General features: G+C 73.7%; 13 protein-coding genes. 8 read left to right on the plus strand and 5 right to left on the minus strand.

The window, feature by feature from the left end:
• Window positions 1-831 carry a CheR family methyltransferase gene (locus WMF45_RS15345; RefSeq protein ID WP_437717629.1) on the plus strand — a complete coding sequence of 277 codons (831 nt, stop codon included), beginning with the start codon at window positions 1-3 and terminating at the stop codon, window positions 829-831.
• Window positions 828-1,862, plus strand: coding sequence for a chemotaxis-specific protein-glutamate methyltransferase CheB (gene cheB / locus WMF45_RS15350; protein WP_437717630.1), 1,035 nt, complete (start codon window positions 828-830; stop codon window positions 1,860-1,862). Before WMF45_RS15345 ends, cheB begins: the two co-directional genes overlap by 4 nt.
• A 19-nt stretch (window positions 1,863-1,881) precedes the next feature.
• On the opposite strand, the gene WMF45_RS15355 is transcribed toward cheB, so the two are convergent.
• Complete coding sequence (locus WMF45_RS15355; RefSeq protein WP_437717631.1) at window positions 1,882-3,084, minus strand: putative sensor domain DACNV-containing protein; 1,203 nt, start codon at window positions 3,082-3,084, stop codon at window positions 1,882-1,884.
• Window positions 3,085-3,157: 73 nt separating this feature from the next.
• The gene (locus WMF45_RS15360) at window positions 3,158-4,129 is read right to left on the minus strand and encodes a Ku protein (RefSeq protein WP_437717632.1); all 972 of its coding nucleotides are present in this window, start codon (window positions 4,127-4,129) and stop codon (window positions 3,158-3,160) included.
• Between the two features lie 270 nt (window positions 4,130-4,399).
• Between WMF45_RS15360 and WMF45_RS15365 the strand changes: the two genes are divergently transcribed.
• On the plus strand, window positions 4,400-4,999 hold the full coding sequence (locus WMF45_RS15365; RefSeq protein WP_437717633.1) for a cysteine hydrolase family protein: 600 nt from the start codon (window positions 4,400-4,402) through the stop codon (window positions 4,997-4,999).
• A 67-nt stretch (window positions 5,000-5,066) separates the two neighbouring features.
• Here the strand turns inward: WMF45_RS15365 and WMF45_RS15370 are convergent, their stop codons facing one another.
• From WMF45_RS15370 to WMF45_RS15380, 3 genes are all read right to left on the minus strand, one after another.
• Window positions 5,067-5,612 carry a DUF3341 domain-containing protein gene (locus tag WMF45_RS15370; protein ID WP_437717634.1) on the minus strand — a complete coding sequence of 182 codons (546 nt, stop codon included), beginning with the start codon at window positions 5,610-5,612 and terminating at the stop codon, window positions 5,067-5,069.
• A gap of 34 nt (window positions 5,613-5,646) precedes the next feature.
• Window positions 5,647-6,090: a BON domain-containing protein gene (locus WMF45_RS15375; protein ID WP_437717635.1), complete on the minus strand. Its 444-nt coding sequence runs from the start codon at window positions 6,088-6,090 to the stop codon at window positions 5,647-5,649.
• A gap of 370 nt (window positions 6,091-6,460) precedes the next feature.
• Complete coding sequence (locus WMF45_RS15380) at window positions 6,461-11,599, minus strand: sigma 54-interacting transcriptional regulator (RefSeq protein ID WP_437717636.1); 5,139 nt, start codon at window positions 11,597-11,599, stop codon at window positions 6,461-6,463.
• 212 nt (window positions 11,600-11,811) lie between these two features.
• Between WMF45_RS15380 and WMF45_RS15385 the strand changes: the two genes are divergently transcribed.
• The 5 genes from WMF45_RS15385 to WMF45_RS15405 all read left to right on the plus strand — a co-directional run bounded on the left by WMF45_RS15385 (window position 11,812) and on the right by WMF45_RS15405 (window position 19,627).
• Complete coding sequence (locus WMF45_RS15385; protein WP_437717637.1) at window positions 11,812-12,453, plus strand: hypothetical protein; 642 nt, start codon at window positions 11,812-11,814, stop codon at window positions 12,451-12,453.
• A 141-nt stretch (window positions 12,454-12,594) separates the two neighbouring features.
• Window positions 12,595-13,716, plus strand: coding sequence for a Kazal-type serine protease inhibitor domain-containing protein (locus tag WMF45_RS15390; RefSeq protein ID WP_437717638.1), 1,122 nt, complete (start codon window positions 12,595-12,597; stop codon window positions 13,714-13,716).
• A 118-nt stretch (window positions 13,717-13,834) separates the two neighbouring features.
• Window positions 13,835-15,544, plus strand: a complete 1,710-nt coding sequence (locus WMF45_RS15395; RefSeq protein ID WP_437717639.1) for a hypothetical protein — start codon at window positions 13,835-13,837, stop codon at window positions 15,542-15,544.
• Window positions 15,541-17,691 carry an SWIM zinc finger family protein gene (locus WMF45_RS15400; protein ID WP_437717640.1) on the plus strand — a complete coding sequence of 717 codons (2,151 nt, stop codon included), beginning with the start codon at window positions 15,541-15,543 and terminating at the stop codon, window positions 17,689-17,691. The genes WMF45_RS15395 and WMF45_RS15400 overlap by 4 nt, the downstream gene beginning before the upstream one ends.
• A 286-nt stretch (window positions 17,692-17,977) precedes the next feature.
• Window positions 17,978-19,627, plus strand: coding sequence for a reverse transcriptase family protein (locus WMF45_RS15405; protein ID WP_437717641.1), 1,650 nt, complete (start codon window positions 17,978-17,980; stop codon window positions 19,625-19,627).
• The last annotated feature ends 209 nt before the right edge of the window (window positions 19,628-19,836 follow it).

Raw genomic sequence — 19,836 nt, forward strand, 5'->3', positions numbered from 1 at the left:
ATGACGAGCCGCCTCCCCATCTCTCCGCAGGTCTTCGCGATCTTCAGCGCGCTCGTCGCCGAGAAGATCGGCTTCCACTACGACGCGGGCGATCGCGAGCTGCTCGGCGACAAGCTGTCGGCGCGCGCCCTCGACGCCGGCTTCGACTCGCTGCTCGATTACTACTACTTCCTCCGCTACGACCCGGGGGGCGCGGCCGAGATGGACGCGCTGATCGACGGGCTGGTCGTGGGCGAGACGTACTTCTTCCGCGAGCTCGCGCAGCTCGAGCTCGCGGTCTCGGAGTTCGTCGCGCCGCGGGTGGCGGCGGGCGGCCGGCCGCGGATCTGGTCGGCGGCCTGCTCGAGCGGCGAGGAGCCGCTCACGCTCGCGATGCTCCTGGCCGAGCGGGGCCTGCTCGACAAGGTCGAGCTCATCGCGAGCGACATCAGCGCGCGGGCGCTCTCGCGGGCCCAGGGCGGCGTGCACGGGCCGCGCTCGCTCCGGAGCAACGCCCCGCCGCCTCCGTTCGCCGACCGGTGGCTGCAGGTGACGCCCGATCGCGTCGTCGTGAGCGCCGAGCTGCGGCGGGCGATCGACTGGCGGCGGATCAACCTGCTCGACGCGTCCCAGGTCGCGTCGCTCGGGCAGCTCGACGTCGTGGTCTGCCGCAACGTGCTCATCTACTTCCACGACAACACGGCGCGGTGGGTGGTCAAGAACCTCTCGGGGGCGCTCTCCGCGGGCGGGGTCCTCCTGGTCGGGGTCTCCGAGTCGCTCTTCAGGCTCGGCACCGCGCTCGCCTGCGAGGAGCGGGGCGGCGTGTTCCTGTACCGGAACGCGCAGCCATGAGGCGCCCCGCGGTCCGCGTGCTCGTGGTCGACGACTCGGCCTTCGTGCGCAAGGTGCTGCGGCAGGTCCTCGGCGCGAGCTCCTCGATCGAGGTCGTCGACACGGCCATGGACGGCCTCGACGCGCTGGAGAAGATCGCGCGCTACAAGCCGGATGTCGTCACGCTGGATCTCGTGATGCCGAACCTCGACGGCCTCGGCGTGCTCGCGTCGTTGCCGCGCGAGGGCGCGCCGCGGGTGATCGTCGTCAGCAGCGCCGACGCGGACAGCGATGTCGGGGTCAGGGCGCTCCAGGAGGGCGCGACCGATCTCGTCGAGAAGCCGACGGCGCTCGCGACCGATCGCCTCTTCGGCCTCGGGGACGAGCTGGTCCGCAAGGTGCTCGCCGCCGCCGAGGCGAAGGTCCACCGCGCGGAGCCGCCGCTCGCCCCGCCGCCCGCGCCCGGCGCGATCCCGGCGCTCTCGCGCACGCGGCTCGTCGTGATCGGCGCCTCGACCGGCGGCCCGCTGGCGCTGACGCGGCTCCTCGCGGCGATGCCCGCCGGGTTCCCGGTCCCCATCGTCGTCGCGCTGCACATCCCTCCTGGTTACACGGAGTCGCTGGCGCGCCGCCTCGACGACGGGAGCGCGCTCTCGATCGTCGAGGCGTCGGACGGCCTCCCGCTCCGGCCCGGGCTCGTGGTCCTCGCGCGCGGGGGGACGCACATCGAGGTCCGGCGCAACCTGACGCGCGCCAGCGTCTGCTTCCCGGCGACGGCCGGCGCGTCCCTCTATTGCCCGTCGGTGGATCTGCTCTTCGCGAGCGCCGCGGCCGAGTTCGGGCCGGGCGTGCTCGGGGTCGTGCTGACGGGCATGGGGGACGACGGCCTGGAGGGCTCCCGGGCGATCCGCGCGGCGGGCGGGAGGGTCCTCGCGGAGGCCGAGTCGTCCTGCGTCGTTTACGGCATGCCCCGCCGCGTGCTGGAGGCCGGGCTGGCCGCGGCCGCGGCGCCGCTCGACCAGATGCCTGCGGCCATCCTGCGGCATCTTTGACATCGCAGGTCGCGCCTCGTCAAAGCGGCCAGTAGACGACCTTCCCCTCGATCTCCTGGAACGTCGCCGCGTTGCCGTCCTGGGAGACGATGAAGGCGATCCGCTCCGGGTACCCCGCGACGAACGCGGCCGCCGCGCGGTGGCGGGTGCCGCGCGCGTCGAGGCTCAGGCTCGCGTCCATCCGCTGGTCGGGGGTAGCGGCGAAGACCTCGGAGATGATCGCCCGCGGAGGCGGCAGCTTCGCGCCGAACGCGAGCACGTCGAGGGCGTGGCTCATCACGACCGCGCCGTCGACGGTCGTCAGCCGCACGATGATCTCGAGCAGCCGGCTGACGCGCTCGGATCTCTGCAGCGCGTGCTCCGAGTCGCGCGGCGCTGGCCTCCTCACGGACGGCGGGCATGGCCCGTCCGGCAGGTAGGCCTCGTGCGCGCCGGCGAGGTCGAGGATGGCCGAGCCGAGGCACAGGGCAGGGGCCAGCCGCTTGACCTCGGTGTCGAGCTGATTGCCCTCTTCCCCGAAGAGCTGCGGCAGGCCCTCGCCCGGCCCCAGAACGACGAGGAGCCCGCCGCGACCGAGCTCGACCATCCCCTCGACGATGCGTAGCAGGTAGCCGCGCACGTTGCGGGCGAGCGCGCTCGCCTGGTCCCGCGCGACGGTCCGCTCGATGGAGTCGAGCAGCGGCCGGTTCTTGGGCATCCACGTCCGCACGGCCCCGCGCTCGTAACGGACGACCTCCCATTCACCGCGGTACACGGCCACGACGCCGGGCTTCGGGGCGACGACGCGCACGAGCTGATCGAGCGCGAACGACGGCCGGCCGTGCGGCACCGCGATGCCGGCGACGGCGAGCGACCCATCGAGCGGCACCACGGCCAGGAAGGCGCGCGGCCACGCGCTCGCCGGACCGAGGTTGGCCAGGTGCTCCGCGTCGAACGCCACCGGGGACGCGAACCGCACGAGATCCCACGCGGGCTCTCCGGACTCGAACTCGGCGAGGTGCTCGGCGAACACGACGCCGATCGGGTTGAGCCGCCCCTCCTCGGTCGCCATGGACGCGAAGAACAGCGTCTCGATCAGCTGCGTCAGGATCGCGGCGAAGGAGGGCGGCGCCTCGTCGGGGGCGACGCGGGCGCCCGGAGCCAGCTTCTGCGCCGCGAGCGGGGGCTGCCCCTGCAGCTCGAGAAAAGCCGCCGTGACGTCCGCCGGATACTTGGGGCGCATGAGCTCGCTCTACCCTCCCTCTGCGCCCCCGGCCAGACCGGCAGGCGGCGTGCAGGCCGCTTCTCCGTGCGCGCTACGCGGCCCGACGCGAGCTGCCGCCCTTCCGCTTCGGGGCCTCCGCCTTTCGCACCCTGGATTTGCCGCCTTCCGGCGCTCTTCCACCGCTTTTCGCGCCGTTCTTCGCGCCGTTCTTTGCGCCGTCTTTCGCTTCGTCGTTCGCGGCCTTCTCGCCCTTCTGTCCGAGGCTCTTCTTGAGCAGCGCGATGAGGTCCACCGTGCCGGTGGAGCGGCGGTGGGGCTCTTCCTCGACAGGCTCCGCGGGCGCCGTCGTGCGGCCGGATTTCACCTTCTTCTCGATGAGCTTCATCACGTCGTCGCGGTACTCGTCCTTGTATTTCTCCGGCTCCCACGCGGTGGCCATCTCGGCCACCAGCCGCTCCGCCATCTCCAGCTCCCGCTTGCCGAGCCCCTTTCCCTGGGCGTCCATCTCGGGCAGGTCGAGCTCCTCGTCGGAGCGGAGCTCGTGCGCGAACCGGAGCAGGTTCAGCATGAGCCCTCTGCCGTGCGGCCTCACCGCGGCGATGTGCTCACGCGTCCGGATCACGACCTTCGCGATACCGACCTTGCCCGTCTTCCGCAGCGCCTCGCGCAGGAGGACATACGCCGTCACCGGCGATCGCTTCTTGCCGTTCTGGGACGCGGGAGCGAGGAAATACGGCTTGTCGTAGTAGATCGGGTCGATCTCCGAGGCGTCGACGAAGTCGAGGATGTCCACGGTCTGCGTCGCCTCCACGTTCGCGCGGCGCAGGTCCTCGTCGGACAGGACGACATACTCGCCCTTCTCGTAGGCATAGCCACGGACGATATCGTCCCAGCTCACCGGCTCGCCCGTCTCCCGGTTCACGCGCTCGTAGCGGATCGGCCCCATGGTGCGCCTGTCGAGCTGCGTGAAGTGGAGCTCGTCGGGCTCCTCGGCGGGGTAGAGGGCCACCGGGATCTGCACGAGCCCGAAGCTGATACTCCCTTTCCAGATGCTGCGAGGCATGTGCGCTCCTTCGACCCGGAAGGCGACCCGAGGGGCCCGCGCCAGGTCCGTCATGGCGAGCAATGCAAGCCGGCGGCCGACGACGCGTCCTCGCTGATCCTGCGCAGCGGGCCCGTCCTGGCCGCCTGGGGGCATCGCGGAACCCGCGCCTCCTGCCGCGCGCCGCCACGGCCGAGGTCGCGTTTCGCCACGGCGGACCGGGCGCGGCGGTGATCGGCGGTGATCGCTGCCCCACGCGCCCTCTCTGGCAGGTTATAACCGGCGCACGACATGCCTCGGCGTTCCCACGATCTTCACGGCGCCGCGCCGGACGAGAGCCGGACAGCGCTGCTCCTCATCGACGTGATCAACGATCTGGACTTCCAGGGAGGTGATCGGCTGCTCGCCCACGCGCGCCCGATGGCGCACCGCATCCGGGCGCTGAAGCAGCGGTGTCGCGACGCCGGCATTCCGGCGGTCTACGTGAACGACAACTTCGGCCGCTGGCAATCCAACTTCCACCGTCAGATCGAGCACTGCCTGGAAGAGGGCGTGCGCGGCCGCGAGATCGCGGCGCTGCTGCGGCCTGGAGAGGACGATTATTTCGTGCTCAAGCCCAAGCACTCCGGCTTCTACGGCACGACGCTGGAGATCCTGCTCGAGTCGCTGGGCGCGCAGACGCTCCTCCTCACCGGCATGGCGGGGAACATCTGCGTCCTGTTCACGGCGAACGACGCCTACATGCGCGATTACCGGCTGCTCGTCCCGTCGGACTGCGTGGCCTCCGAGACGGAAGAGGACAACGGCCACGCGCTCCGGCAGATGCAGCGCTTCCTCAAGGCCGACATCACGCCGTCGGACGAGCTCGACCTCGAGCGGCTGCCCGCCTGACACCGGCCGATGCGCGGCGTCAGGCGGGCAGCTGCCCGAGATCACGTGGGATGACAGCGCGTCACGCTCAGGCGACGGCCCTGTGCTTCGACGAGATCCCCTCTTCGGTGAGGACCGCGACGTCGGTCGCGCCGCCGCGCTCGAGGATCTGCTTGGCGAGCGCGCGCTCGTTGCTGTCCTCGACGTGGACGGAGATGAGGATGTTGCCGCCCTTGATCTTGCCCTCGTACTGCTTGGCCTCGACCTCGGGGATGCCGAGCCCGATCAGGGCGCCGGTCACGCCGCCGAGCGCGGCGCCTGCCGCGGCGCCGCTCAGCGCGGCCATGATGGGGCCTGCCGCGATGAACGGCCCGAGCCCCGGGATGGCGAGGGCGCCGATGCCGGCGAGCAGCCCGAGGGTCCCGCCGACCGCGCCGCCCGCGCTGGCGCCCGCCGTCGCGCCCTCGGGCGCCTTCGTGTGCTTCTCGTGCGCGAAGTCCCGCGTCCCGTGCTTGTCCGGGAAGAGCGCCGAGATGTCGCCTGTCATGAAGCCGGCGCGCTGGAGATCGCCGACGATGATGTCTGCCTGAGCGAGCGTGCTCACGAGGCCAAGGACCGCTTTCTTCGTTGCCATGGTGTCGTCTTCCTTTCGGACCGATCGTGTCGGTTCAGTCAACGTCGACTTCGAGCTGGTTATCGACCCTCTGCACACCCGGGATCGCGACGGCGATGGCGGCGATGTCGGCCTTCTCCTTGTCGCTCTTCACCGGGCCGCGCAGCGTCACCACCTGCCCCGTCGTGATGATCTTGACGTTCTTCGCGCTCATCGAGAGCGCGTCGTTCGCGATCACCGCCTGCCGGATCTTCTGGGTGATCGTGCGATCGGCCTCGTTCTCGCCCTGGTCCCCGGGGGTCAGCGCGGCGGGATCGCGATCGCGATCGTTCTTGCCTGTGTTGTCGGCGGCCGTCGGCGTGGGGTTGTTCGCCCGCTGGGCGATCTCGCCTGGAACCGCGGGATTGCCGTCCGAGCGAGTCGTGCCTTCCGCTCGATCGCAGCCGGCCGCAGCGGCGATCGAGAGAGGCAGCAGCAGGACGAATTTTGCTGTGTTCATGCCCGGCACCCCTCGCAAGGCCCGGGCCATCGTCGGCGGAGAGCGCCTGTCGGCGCGCGGTCGTGGCCAGGGTGGAGCATGATCCACGTCACGCCGGTGGATGAGATGGCTCTCTCCACGCCGTGTCATGGGTGACTTTTCAATCGCGTCGGTGTGCGGCGCCGCGCGGCTGGCAAGCTCATGGCTGAATAGAGGCCGGACTGCCCCAAGTGGGGCGAACTGCCCCGTGCCGGCGATGTCAGAAGGGCAGAACTAACGCTATCGGGCGGAGGACGGTGCGTGTGTACGCCTGTGACGGACGCCGTCCAGAGCGCCAGTCGCCAGCGGCCGATCGGGCCCGCGCTCGCGCTCGGGGCGCTGGAGGAAGGGCTCAGTCGTCGTGGGCGCCTTTCGGCCGTTCGGTCGTGCGCGCGATGGGCGGTTCGAGCGGCCGTTCGATCGGCCGTTCGATTCCGAGCCGCCGCAGCTTCCGGTAGAACGTCGCCCTCGACATGCCCGCCTCGCGCGCGGCCTGGAGCGCGTTCCAGCCGGTCCGCTCGAGCGCGGCGAGCAGCGCGGCGCGCTCGTCGCGCGGCGGTCGCGGCGCGCCGCGGCCGCCGCCTTCCTGCGCGCGGGGCAGGTCCACGTCGTCGGGGCCGATCCTGCGGCCGTCGCACAGCACGACCGCCTTCGTGATCACGTTCTCCAGCTCGCGCACGTTGCCGGGCCAGCCGTGCTGGCCGAGCCGCCGCAGCGCCTCGTGGGACAGCTGCGGCGCCGGGCGGCCCAGCTGCTCTGCGGCGCGGCGCACGAAGTGGAGCGCGAGCTCCGGAAGGTCCTCCAGGCGATCGCGCAGCGCGGGCAGCCGGATCTGCACCACCGCGACGCGGTAGTAGAGGTCCTCCCGGAAGCGCCCGCGCGCGGCCTCGGCCAGGAGATCGCGGTTCGTCGCGCAGACGAGGCGGAAGTCCACGCGCACGGCCTCGGCGCTGCCCACCGGGCGCACCTCCCGCTCCTGGAGCACCCGGAGCAGCTTCGCCTGCACCTCGAGCGGCATCTCGCCCAGCTCGTCGAGGAAGAGCGTGCCGCCGCGCGCGGCGACCACGAGGCCGGTCCGGTCCCGGTCGGCCCCCGTGAACGCGCCGCGGACGTGCCCGAACAGCTCCGACTCGAGCAGCGCGGCGGGGAGCGCGGCGCAGTTGATCCCCATGAACGGACCGCTCTTCCGCGGGCCGGCGAAGTGGATGGCGCGCGCGACGAGCTCCTTGCCGGTGCCGCTCTCGCCCGTCACGAGCACGCTGACCGGCGCCTCGACCACGCGGTCGAGCGTCGCGAACACCGCGCGGAGCGCGGTGCCGCGCCCGACGATGGCGCCGTAATCGTAGCGGTGCTCCAGGGCCTGCTGGCGGACGAGCACCTGCTCCTGCAGCCGGTCGATCTCCGCCGCCTGGCCGCGCAGGAGCTCCTCGACGCGGCGGCGCTCGGCCTCGAGCTCCACGGTGCGGCGGCGCAGGTCGTCGACGAGCCGCGCGTTGCGCAGCGCGAGCGCGACCTGGTCGGCGAAGGCGAGGAGCAGGTCGACGTCCTCCGGCGCGAACCGCGCGCGCCGGAAGCGGTTGTCGAGGTAGAGCGCGCCGAGCACGCCGTCCGGCGAGCGTATCGGCACGGCGATCACGGACCTGAGCCGCATCGCGTGCACCGACGCGTGCTCGTGGAAGCGCGGGTCCTCCTGGGCGTCCACGGTGACAACGGGCTCCTGCGTCGCGATCGCGCGCTCGGCGATGCCGTAGCTGAACTTGAGGTGGCTCCTGCCGACCTTCTCCCGGTCGACGTTGCGCGCGACCGCGACGCGCAGCTCGCCGCCCGGCTGCTCGATCAGCAGGAACCCGCGCTCCGCGGCCGTGAGGTCGATCGCGGCGTCCATGGCCATCGCGAGGATGTCGGCGATCTCGACGGAGGAGTTGAGCCTGCGGAACACCGCGAGGAGCCGCTCGAGCTTGGCCGTGCGCTCGGCCGTCGGCGGCGCCGCGGCCTCGGCCGCCGCGGGCGCGCGCGCCGGCTGCGCCGCGCGGCGGCGGGGGTGGGTCCAGAAGGCGTGCTGCAGCGCCTCCGGCAGCGAGCGCGCCATGGCGGTCCAGGCGGCGGCCGCGCGCTCCCGCTGCGCCGCGGCGGCCTCCGGCTCGCCTGCGAGCTCGTGGGCTTCGGCCAGCGCCAGGCGGACATCCGCGGCGAGGTCGGGCTGCGCCGCGCGCTCGGCGAGCCCCAGGGCGCGCTCGAGGCGCTCCCGGGCGGCGGTGAGGTCCTGACCGAGGTTGAGCTGACCGAGGTTGGGGTCGCCCTGACCGAGGTTGGGCTGACCGAGGTTGGGCTGACCGAGGTTGGGGTCGCCCTGACCGAGGTTGGGCTGACCGAGGTTGGGCTGACCGAGGTTGGGGTCGCCCTGACCGAGGTTGGGCTGACCGAGGTTTAAGCCGCCCTGGTCGGAATCGACCTGACCCAGGTTGCGGTCGCCCTCGCCGTCGAGCAGCGCGAGCCGCCCTTCCAGCAGCGCCGCGCGCGCCCCGAGGTCGGGCGCCTCCCGGGCGGCGTCGTGCTCCCGCGCCCGCCCCAGCGCGGCCCGCGCGTCCCCCACCGCGCCCCGCGCGAGGTGGGCCCGGCAGAGCTCCAGCTCCTCCTCCACCACCTCCCGCTGCGCCCCCTGGGCCTCGAAGCCGCGCCGCGACCGCTCGAAGCAGCGCGCCGCCTCCTCGGCGTCGCCGCTTGCAAGCGCGCAGTCCCCCAGGACCGAGGCCGCCGCCGCCGCGAAGAACGGCGCGCCCCGCCGCGCGGCCTCCGCCTCAACCCGGGAGGCCACGCGGGCGGCCCGCTCGAACGCCCCCACGTCCGCCCAGAGCTTCGCCAGATCGAAATCGAGGACGAGGACCAGGTCCGCCTGGCCCAGGGCGGAGGCGAGCCGCGCCCCGCGCTCGTAGGCGGCGAGCGCTTCCCCGAGCTCGCCCGACTGGTGGCACGCCGTACCCACGTTGAGGCTGCAGCGCGCCACCAGGTCGCCGAGCCCGTGCTCCTCCGCCGTCGCCAGCGCCTGCCGGTACCCGACGAGCGCCGCCTCGACCTCCCCGGCCCGGAAGGCGTCGATCGCCTGGTACGACAGCGCCCGCACCAGCGCCCTCGGCGCCCGCCGATCCCGGTGCAGCCCGGCGGCGAGCCCGAGGTGCAGCCCCGCGAGCCGGCGCTCCCCGAGGTAGCTCGCCGCGACGCCGACGTCCTCGTGGAGGCTCGCCAACACCTCCGGCTCTTCGCACCACGCGAGCGCCGGCTCGGCGCGGGCCCGCGCCTCCGCGTGGGATCCGAGCCGCAAGAGCGCCCGGCTCGCGAGATCGGCGAGCCCCGCGCGCTCGCCCGCCGTGAACGACGCCGCCGATCCCTCCCCGCCGGCCTGCTCGCTCCGCTCGGCCTCGTCGAGCCGCGCGAGCGCCGCCGTGGGGTCGCCCAGCTCCAGCAGGCACGCGCCGAGCCGGACGAGCGCCTGCGCGCGCCGCGCGCCGATCCCTGCGGCCTCGTCGCTCGCGAGCAGGTGCTCCAGCACCTCGCGCGCCCGCGCCGCGCGGCCGACGCGCTGGAGGGTGGACGCGATCTCGAGCCGCGCCTCCGCCGACGTCGCCACCTCGAGCAGCGCCTCCGCGGTCGCGCCCCACGGCCTCGGATCCGCCTCGCGCTCCGCGCGGCGCTCGAGGAACAGGCGCTCGGCCGCCGCCGCGTCGCCCGACAGCGCGAGGTGCAGCACCCGCTGCTCGGCGTGCGCCGGCAGGGCGGCTGCCGCCCGCGCGTGCGCCGCGCGGACCACCTCGCCGCCGAGGGCGCAGAGGAGGGCGGCGATCGGCCCGGCGCGCGTCAGCGTCCACCCCCCTGCGGTGCGCGCGGCGACGCCGCGGGCGGCGAGCTCGGCCAGGTGCGCGACCGGGAGCCCCAGCGGCGGCAGCTCCTCGTCGGCGACCGCGCCCCCCTGCACGGCCAGCGTCGCCACCGCGTCCCGCAGCGGCCGCCCGAGGCCTCGCAGCCGCAGCGCGTAGCGCGCGCTCGCCCCGGGCGTCGTCGCGTCGAGCCCGGCCACGTCCCCGCTCTCGGCGAGCCGCCCCGCGATCACCACGAGATCCGCGGGCCACCCCGCGCTCGCGCGCAGCACGACCTCCGTCGCGTCGCCCAGGCCGATGTCGTCCATCCAGCGCTGCACCGCCTCGCGCCCGAGCGGCGGCAGCGCGACCTCGCGCGCGCTCCGCCCCGCCTCGGCGGCCACCGCGGCGAGCGGCGCCCGGCCGCCGCCGTGCGGGACGCGCTCGGCGGCGAGGAGCAGGACCGGATCCTCGGGGCCGAGCAGGCGCGCGAGCGCCTCGAGCATCTCCCGGTCCGCCCCGCTCACCTCGTCGGCGTCGTCGAGCACGAGCACCAGCGGCCCGGCCCCCGCCCCCGCGTGTCCTCCCCGCGCCCGCGTCAGGCGCTCGTGCGCGCGCAGGGCGCCCAGCGCGCCGGCGGGGAGCGCCTCCTCGCCGGTCGCGCGGCGCAGCATCGAGGCCACCGGCGCGCTGGCCCTGGGGAAGCCCTCCACGGCCTCCATCCGGAGCTCGGCGCTCCACGTCGCCTCGCGGAGGAGGCGGCTCTTCCCGCAGCCCGGCTCCCCGGCGATCACGCAGACGCGCGGGCCGCGCTCGCCTCGCTCGAGCGCGGCGAGCGCCTCGGCGACCGCGCGCATCTCCGCGTCGCGCCCCACGAGGTGCGGCGGCTCCGGCGGCGGCGGGGCCACGGCGCGCGGCGCTGCGCCCACCCAGTCGAGCACCTCGCCCGCGTCGGCCGGGCGGTCGCGCGGCTCGGACCGCACCAGGCGCTCGACGAGCGCGCCGATCGCCTCCGGCAGCGGCTCCGCGAGCAGCGGCGCGATCGCCTCGAGCGTGCGGCCGAGCGAGAACAGGTCCGCGCGCCCGTCGGCCGCCTCGCCCCGGATCACCTCGGGCGCGAGGTAGCCCCGCGTTCCGGAGACGCCCTCGTCGGGCCTCCCGCCGAGCCGCGCCGCGCAGGACAGATCGATCAGCACCGCGCGCCCCGAGGCCCCGACGAGGATGTTGGCCGGCTTCACGTCGCCGTGGCGGATGCGCGCGCGGTGGAGGAACCGCAGCGCGTCGAGCACGTCCACGATCGCACCCCGCGCCTCCTCGAAGCGCCGGCCTGTCACGTACTCGTCGAGCGGCGCGCCCAGCACCGCCTCCGACGTGAAGTAGAAGCGCGGCTCGCCGGTCTCCCGGAGCATGCCGAAGTCGAGGACCCGGACGAGGTGCGGATGGAAGAGCCCCGCCAGCATCCTGAACTCGCCGCGGAACGCCGCCCGCTCCGCCGTGCGCGCGTGGCCGAGCAGCTTGAGGCACAGGTCCCGCCCGAGCGCCTCGTCCCGCGCGAGCCACGCCGTCGCCAGGCCCCCCCGCCCCAGGGGGCGGATCAGGCGGTAGCGGCGGGCGAGCAGGGTCCCTTCGGCTTGGCTCACCCCCGCAGTGTCTCACGAATGTGCCATCTGAGACAGTGAGACACTCGATGAGACACTTGTGCCTCGCATTTCACGATGATTTCCGTCCTTTTTCCTTCGGCACCAGGTTTGCTCTAATGGCTGGCATGGCGATGCGGACGACATACGGACACCGAGGGCGGCGGGGCGCGCGCGTCGCGACGCTCCTCGGAGCGCTCGTTGGCGGCTGTGTCGTGAGCCCGCAGCCGAGCCCGCCGGTCCACGACCCGTTCCTGGACACAGGGCTCGTCGGCGTGTCGGGCGACCCCCAGGTCTTGCGGCAACAGGTCTTCCTCAAGGGCGAGCCTGGCGCGGTCGAGCCGGCGGAGGGCGTGGTCGTGGTGACGAACCTCGACAGCGCGGACGCGCCCGTCATCGCGGAGATCAACCGCGACGGCAGCTTCGTGGCCGCGGTGGACGCGTCGACGGATCAGGTCCTGCGGATCCAGGTGAAGCAGGGCGAGCGCCGGTCGGAGCCGGTGGATCTGCAGCTCACGGGGGAGCCCATCGAAGCGACGCGGACGATGCTGGCGCACCTGCCTTGCCTCACGATCGAGCCCGCCGCGTGGGTCTCGATCGAGGCGGCCGGCGCGAGCGACGTGGTCGTCCGCAACACGTGCGCAGAGGGCGTGTCCATCGGCGCGCCGCGCCTGCGCCGCGGCGCGGGGCCGTTCGGGGTCAGCCCGGCGGAGGCGTTCGTTGTGCCGGCGGGCGAGTCCGCCGCCGTCACGGTGCGCGCGGACGGTGAAGGGGTCGAGCGCGAGGACGTGCTCTTCCTCGAGGTCACGGCGCCCGAGCCCGGGCGCCGCGTCCTGACACTGACGCTCCCCGACTGAGCGGTCGGGGAGACGAACATCGAACTCGCGCGCCGCGCTCGCCGTACTGCGCGCGGCGCCAGGCGCCCTTCCTCTGGAGGGGAGGGGCTCGTGGATGTCTATCGCCTCGCCGGTGACGGCGGGGCTCTTTTGGAGGAACCCATGAACGTTCAGAATCGTATCAAGAGCAGCCGTATCGGATCCTTCCTCTGGCTCGCGCTGTCGATGTTCCCGCTCGCCGCGGGCTGTCACGTGCAGATCGCCGACGACAGCACCGCCACCGACTCGGCGGAGGTGAAGGGCGGCGGCGGGCAGGGCAAGGCCTGCGGCGGCCTCCTCGGCCTCTCCTGCAAGAAGGGCCTCTTCTGCGACTACGAGCTCGACGCCATGTGCGGCGCGGCCGATCAGACGGGCACCTGCCAGGCCATCCCCAAGGCGTGCACGAAGGAGTACAGGCCGGTCTGCGGCTGTGACGGCAACACGTACGGCAACGAGTGCATGGCGAACGCGGCGGGCACGTCGGTGTCGTCGGTCGGCGAGTGCGCGCCTCCTCCGGGGGACGTCTGCGGCGGCCTCCTCGGCCTCTCCTGCAAGGAGGGTGAGTTCTGTGACTTCGCGCCGGACGCCCAGTGCGGCGCGGGCGACATGACGGGCACCTGCCTGCCCACGCCGGGCGGGTGCACCAGGGAGTACGACCCCGTCTGCGGCTGTGACGGGAACACGTACGGCAACGCGTGCACGGCGAACGCGGCGGGCGTGTCGGTCGCGTCGAAGGGCGAGTGCGAGCCGCCTCCTTCGGAAGGCAAGGCGTGCGGCACCCGCGGCGGCTGGACGTGCGAGAAGGGCGAGTTCTGCAACTTCCCGCCCGAGGTCGAGTGCGGCGCGTGGGACGGGCCGGGGGTCTGCACGCCCATCCCGGAGGCGTGCACGTTCGAGTACAACCCGGTCTGCGGCTGCGACGGCCAGACGTACGGCAACGCCTGCGCCGCCGCCTCGGCGGGCGTGTCGGTCGCGTCGAAGGGCGAGTGCGCGCCTGCTCCCGGGACGTTCTGCGGCGGCATCGCGGGCTTCGCCTGTGGCAAGGGCGAGTTCTGCAACTACAGCCTCGAGGCCATGTGCGGCGCGGCCGACATGACGGGCACCTGCGAGACCATCCCGGAGGCGTGCACGGAGCAGTACGACCCGGTCTGCGGCTGCGACGACAACACGTACGGCAACGAGTGCTTCGCGCACGCGGCGGGCGTGTCGGTCGTGTCGCGCGGCGAGTGCGCTGAGCGCCGCTAAGGCGGTATCGCAGGCGCCGTCCGCGCCGCGCGTCGCGTGACCCCCCCTCGCGCGACGCGCGGCGCGGCGGCGCCGCCCTTGACCGGCTCCTCGCGGGTTCCGTAGCATCCTGCGGCGCATGAGCGCCGCTCGATCCCAGACAGCGTCGACGCTCCTCCTCGACGAGCACTTCGAGGCCGGCGACGACCGGTTCGTGGACGAGGTGCTCGCCTCGGAGGCGGGCCGGAAGCTGAAGGCGCTCGCCCCGCGCTGGTACGCGGACCGGCGCCCGTTCGCGCGCCGCGCGCTGCTCCGCTACATCGACGACGGCTGCGACAGGCCGCACCACCGCGGCCTCGTCAAGGTCCTTTACAAACTCGCCGAGCAGGCGGGAGACGACGAGGTCGTCGGCCGCTTCATGGTCGCCTTCGATCGCCTCGTCCGCCGAAAGCTCGTCAAGGTGGCCCGCTACGACTGGGTGACAAGGACCTCCAGCGACGAGCCCTGCCTCGTCAGCGACACCGGCGTGCCGGTCCGCCTCCCGCAGGGCGACGTCGAGTCGCCGCGCTTCTCGCTGCGGACGCGCCATTACCTGCGGCGCCGAGCGTTCCGCTACTTCCGGCGGCTCGGCCGGCGCGACGCCGCCCGCTACGGCCGCGCGATCCGCGCCGCGCTCGCGCTCTACCGCGACGAGCACCTCGACAGGCCCGAGCGCCTGCTGGACGCCTGGGGGCTGCTCCACGCGCTCTACTGGGGCTCGCCCGCCCTCGAGCGCCTCCCGCGCGGCGTCTGCGTCGCCGTGGGCGCTTCCCTCGCCGATCTCGAGCCCGCGCCGATCTACCCCGAGGCGTGGCAGGGCGCCTTCGACGAGGTGCTCGGCCTGGTCACGGCCGCGAGGAGCCGCACCGTCCGGGCGTTCGCCCTCGGGCTCCTCGAGCGCGCGTACGCCGCCGAGCTCCGCGGCCTGCCGCTCGCCCGCGTGCGCGCGCTCCTCGAGAGCCCGCACGACGAGGTGCAGACCCTCGCCGCCGGCCTGCTCCGGCAGATCCCGGGCCTCGGGAGCCTGCCGATCGCGGACTGGCTCTCGCTGCTCCAGACCGAGAACGCGGCGGCGCTCGTCTTTCTCTGCGAGGCCGTGGTCGAGCACGTCTCGCCGGCGCGGCTCTCGCTCGCCGAGTGCGTGGACCTCGCCCGCGCGCGCGCCGCGCCGGTCGCGGAGCTCGGCCTCCGCTGGGCGAGGACGAAGCCCGTCGAGACCGCCGCCGATCTCGACACCCTCGCGCGCCTCGCGGCCGCCGTCGCCCCCCGCGTGCGGGACGAAGCGGTCGCGTGGCTCGTCGAGGTGATCGGGCGCTCGCCCCACGGCCGGGCCGAGCACGTGCGCGATCTCCTGGATTCCCGCCACGAGGACGTCCGCGCCCGGGCGCTCGAGCTCTTCGAGGCCGACGCCCGCTTCCGCGACGACACAGGCCTGTGGGCCGCCCTGGCCGAGACGCCCCACGCCGACGCCCGCGCGTTCCTGATCCGGCACCTCGCCGCGCGCAAGGCGGCCTTCTCGCCCGAGGCGCTGCGGCACGTCTGGGCGGCGGCGCTGCTCGCCGTCCACGGCGGCGCGCGCGACAAGCGCGCGGTCGTCCGGCAGATCGCGGACCGCGTTGTCGCCCGGCCGGGCGAGGCCGACGCGCTCCTGCCGCTGCTCGGCGTCGCGCTCCGCAGCGTGCGCGCGCCCGAGCGGCGCGCCGCCCTCGGGGCGCTCGCCCGCGCCGCGTTCCGCGCCCCCGCGCTGCGCGACGCCATCGCGCGCAGGCTCCCCGAGCTCCGGCTGTTCGAGGGGGAGGACGCGGCGTGAGCTTCGATCTCCGCTACCTCGGCACGAGCGGCGTGAAGGAGCTCGCCGGCGGCGCCGCCCTGAGCTTCGCGCCCAACCTCGCGCGCCCCAGGGTCTTCTTCGACGGCGAGCTCGCGCGGCCGGTGCGCTTCCGCGAGGCGATCAGCGCGCTCCACGACGTCGTCGTGGGCGACCTGCGGCGCCTGCCGAAGGATCGCTCCGCCCACGAGGCGTGGAAGCAGCAGGAGGCCGAGCGCGAGGCCCGGCTCCGCCGGGAGCTCCACGGCGAGGCCATGAAGGCCGAGCTCGCGCGGCTCGGGAGCGCGCCGCGGCCGCCGAACCTCGAGGCCGACTTCCGGAAGATGCACAAGCTCTACTGGGGGGCGCGCGTCCGCTGGGCGAACGAGCTCGCGCGGAGCGATCCGCAGCTCTTCCGCCACCTCGTCCCCTGCGATCCGGTCGTGACCGTCGCGCCCGATGTCGTCTTCTTCGAGTGCTTCTCCAAGGACGAGTCGAGCTACGGCTGCCTCTCGGTCGATCGCGACGCCTTCCGGGGCGCGCAGGACGCCGGCCTCGGCACGACGAACGTCGACTACTCGCTCGCGCTCTACGAGCACTTCCAGACGCTCCGCAGCTACCGGCCGACGCGGCTCCTCGTCGATCCGACCGGCTTCGAGGTCGCGGTGGAGGGCCGCGGCGACTACCGCGAGGAGAAGATCGATCTCCCGCCCTCGTGGCTGCGCGGCTTCGGCCAGCTCCAGGCGGCGATGTGCCTGCCGTGCCGGAGGGTCGACCTCCCCGTGGAGGCTGTCTACTCGCTGCTCGCGCACCTCGATCGGCACCGCGAGCGCACGGGCCCGCGCAGCCTGCGCTTCCAGCTCACGCCGGGCAAGGCGCCGATCCTCGTGCTCGACCCCTGGGGCGTCTCCATCCCGTGCCGCGGCGTCACCTGCGACGATGGCCCCGTGGCCGCGGGGCCCGCGGCGGGCGCGGGTGGGCTCGGCCCGTACCGCTCCGGGGCGCCGAGGGGCGCGCCGGCGGCGGAGGCGACCGAGGAGATCAAGGTGTGGGGCAGGCGCCGCCTCTCGGTGCTCGCGCGGCTCTTGCCGCTCGCCGATCGCATCGAGGTGCGGCTGCTCGGCTCCGGGCTGCCGAGCCTGTGGATCGTCTTCATGGGCGAGATGCGCTTCACCCTCGCGCTCTCGGGATGGACGGCGAACGACTGGACCTCGGGCTCTCACCTCGACGTCACGGCGGACGCCTTCTCCCCGGACGCGCAGCTCGCGGAACGCGTCGCGCGCCACCTCGAGATGGTCCGGCGCGCGTCTTACGGCGAGCTCGCCGTGGCGATGGGCGCGCCGGACGGCGCGCTCCGCAGCGCGCTGCACCTCACCGCGAAGCAGGGGCAGGTGGTTTACGACCACGCCGCGGAGTGTTATCGCTGCCGCCCGGTGATGCCGGTCGCCCTCTCCGACGCGCTGCTCGGCCCCGAGCCCCCGGAGCTCGCGGAGGGCCGGCGCATCGCCCAGGGCGGGGTGGAGATCGCGCGGGAAGAGACCCTCTCCGGCGGCCGCCGCGTCGTCATGGCCAGGGCCAAGGCGACGCGCTGCGAGCTGCTCCTCGACGCCGACGGCGCGATCAAGAAGGCGAAGTGCAGCTGCTCGTACTTCTACAAGAACCGGCTGCGCGCGGGCCCGTGCCGGCACCTGCTCGCGGTCAAGCTCCACCTGTCCGGCCGCGGTGACGCAGCGCCGTCGCTGCAGCCTCCGGAGCCGCCGGGGCAGGCGGAGGCCGCCCCGCGCGGCCCGCGGGCGCCGGCGGCCGCCCCGCGAGGCGAGGCCGTGCCGTTCCCCGCGGAGCTCCTCGTCGAGATCGAGCGCGCCGCGGCGGCCCAGCGGGCGGGGCTCGCGGAGGTCGTCGAGGCGTCGTGGGATCTCGCGTTCGAGCGCATCCAGGGCTGCCGCTCCTGGGCCGAGGCCCTCGCGCTCGGCGGGCCGGAGGCGGAGCGGGCGCTCCGCGCGCGCGAGCTCCGCGCGCCGGTCGTGAGGACGCTTCCGGTCCACGCGGACGTGCTGGCCGAGATCCGGCGCGTCGCTGACCAGTTCAAGGCGAGCCCCGCCGCGGTGGTGGGCCTCGCGTGGCTCGTCGCCAGGCGATCGACGAAGTGAGGTTCACCAGAGACCTGAGAGTCCAGCCCTGCAAGGAGATCCGTCCGCTCGAGCCCAACATGCTGCGGCGCTCCGCCGTGGTGGAGGTTGTTCTTCCATGCATCCCCACCCCCGATATTCTTTGGGCGCCTTTGGCAGCTGTGCGGTTCCACTCAGAGGAACCTGACGGTCCTGGAACCGCACAGCTGCCCGGCGCCTGGGTGATCGGGCGTGGTCACGAGCAAGTAGTCGGGCGGGCGGGCCTCCTTGGAGGGCTGGACCGGGTGCTGTCCACAGGAACGGTCGAATGGGCTTCTGGGACAAGCTGAAGTCGATGCTCGGCCTTGGCGGGGCCGAGCAGGGCGAGCGAGCGCCGGACGGGACCAAGGCCGAGCAGGCCGACGGCGGAGGCGCCGGGGCCGCGCCTGCGCATGTCCAGGGGGCCCAGGCGGCGAAGCCGGCGGCCCGCGCGGGGCAGCCCGGCGCCGCGGCGGCGGGCGCGACGCTGCGCCCCGTGGATCCCTACGACGCCGGCGAAATCCTCGGCCTCTCCGCGGATGAGCTGCGCAAGCGCGCGCTCAAGATCAACCCGTACCAGACGGCCTGGATCGGCCGCGTGGACACGATCCCGCCGCAGAGCGACGAGCGCACCGCCCTCATCGATCGGGGCCTCATCCTGCGCGGCCTGCTCACCGAGGCGCAGATCGCCGAGATCCACCGCGTCGGCGATCTCTGGCTCAGGCACAAGGACGCCGCCGCGCTCGCCGGCACCAACGCGGCGCGCTCGGCCGACGAGGCGATCGAGCGGCTCAAGCGCGAGAAGCTCGCCCGCAAAGAGGAGAAGCGGCGCAAGAGCGCCGAGCGCAAGCGGCAGCGCGCCGAGGCGGTGGCGCGCCGCCGGGCCGAGGACATCCTCTTCGTGGGCGCCGACGTCTCGGCGGGCCTCGCGGACCGGCGCTCGCACGTCGAGTCGCTCGCCCAGCGCGGGCTGCCCGTGCTGTCCACCCCGGCCGACCTGGCCGCGGCCCTCGGCGTCGCCGTCCCGCGGCTGCGCTGGCTCTGCTTTCATGGCGAGGCCGTCGAGCGCCCTCACTACGTGTACTTCGACGTCCCGAAGCGCTCGGGCGGGACGAGGCAGCTCGCGGCGCCCCATGCCTCGCTGGCCGCGGCGCAGGCCTGGGTCCTGCGCGAGGTCCTGGAGAAGCTGCCCGTCGAGGAGCCCGCGCACGGCTTCGTGAAGGGCCGCTCCACGGTCACCAACGCGCGCCCGCACACGCGCCGCGATGTGGTCGTGAACCTCGACCTGTCCGATTTCTTCCCGACCATCACGTTCCCGCGGGTGCGCGGCGTCTTCCATCGGCTCGGCTATTCGCCGGCGGTGGCCACGCTCCTCGCCCTGCTCTGCACCGAGCCGCCGCGGCGGCCGGTCGAGTACGACGGGCAGCGCTACTGGGTCGCGGTCGGCGATCGCGCGCTGCCGCAGGGCGCCTGCACGAGCCCGGCGATCTCGAACCAGGTCGCGCGGAAGCTCGATCGCCGCCTCGCCGGCATGTGCGCCCGCGCGGGCTTCACCTACACCCGGTACGCGGACGACCTCACCTTCTCGGCACCACCGGGCAAGCGCGGCGAACTTGCGATGCTGCTCGCCCGAGTCCGCCACATCGTCGAGGAGGAGGGGTTCGCCATCAATCCGGCCAAGGGCCGTATCCAGCGCGCCGGCGGTCGGCAGGTGGTGACGGGCGTCGTGGTCAACGACAAGCCCTCGGCGCCGCGCGAGGAGGTGCGCCGCCTGCGCGCGATCCTCCACGCGGCGAAGAAGACCGGCCTCGCCGCCCAGAACCGCCAGGGCGTGCCGGACTTCGAGGCGCACCTGCGCGGCAGGATCGCCTATGTGCAGATGATCGATCGCGAGAGGGCCGCGCCGCTGCTCGCGGCCCTCGACGCGCTCACGGGGTGAACGCGGACGCATCTTCGTGCCGCGTCGTTCGGCTCGCTGCGTGGTACTTTCGTACGCCTCACTCGCCTGCCGAGTACCTCGGGTCAGAGATCCTGCCAGGGACCGGTGTCGCGAAGGGAGAAAGATTTCAACGCAAAGCCGCAAAGGCGCAAAGGCGCAAAAAAAAGAACGGATTCTTGTGCAGTTTTGCGTCTTTGCGTCTTTGCGTC

Origin of the sequence: Sorangium sp. So ce448, assembly GCF_051520915.1 — a bacterium.
In the GTDB taxonomy this organism is placed as follows: Bacteria; Myxococcota_A; Polyangia; order Polyangiales; family Polyangiaceae; genus Sorangium; species Sorangium cellulosum_B.

What these genes read in the sequence shown, in the direction of transcription:
- WMF45_RS15345 (WP_437717629.1), top strand. Translation starts at nt 1, where the DNA reads ATGACGAGCCGCCTCCCCATCTCTCCGCAGGTCTTCGCGATCTTCAGC.
- cheB (WP_437717630.1), top strand. Translation starts at nt 828, where the DNA reads ATGAGGCGCCCCGCGGTCCGCGTGCTCGTGGTCGACGACTCGGCCTTC.
- WMF45_RS15355 (WP_437717631.1), bottom strand. Translation starts at nt 3,084, where the DNA reads ATGCGCCCCAAGTATCCGGCGGACGTCACGGCGGCTTTTCTCGAGCTG.
- WMF45_RS15360 (WP_437717632.1), bottom strand. Translation starts at nt 4,129, where the DNA reads ATGCCTCGCAGCATCTGGAAAGGGAGTATCAGCTTCGGGCTCGTGCAG.
- WMF45_RS15365 (WP_437717633.1), top strand. Translation starts at nt 4,400, where the DNA reads ATGCCTCGGCGTTCCCACGATCTTCACGGCGCCGCGCCGGACGAGAGC.
- WMF45_RS15370 (WP_437717634.1), bottom strand. Translation starts at nt 5,612, where the DNA reads ATGGCAACGAAGAAAGCGGTCCTTGGCCTCGTGAGCACGCTCGCTCAG.
- WMF45_RS15375 (WP_437717635.1), bottom strand. Translation starts at nt 6,090, where the DNA reads ATGAACACAGCAAAATTCGTCCTGCTGCTGCCTCTCTCGATCGCCGCT.
- WMF45_RS15390 (WP_437717638.1), top strand. Translation starts at nt 12,595, where the DNA reads ATGAACGTTCAGAATCGTATCAAGAGCAGCCGTATCGGATCCTTCCTC.
- WMF45_RS15395 (WP_437717639.1), top strand. Translation starts at nt 13,835, where the DNA reads ATGAGCGCCGCTCGATCCCAGACAGCGTCGACGCTCCTCCTCGACGAG.
- WMF45_RS15405 (WP_437717641.1), top strand. Translation starts at nt 17,978, where the DNA reads ATGGGCTTCTGGGACAAGCTGAAGTCGATGCTCGGCCTTGGCGGGGCC.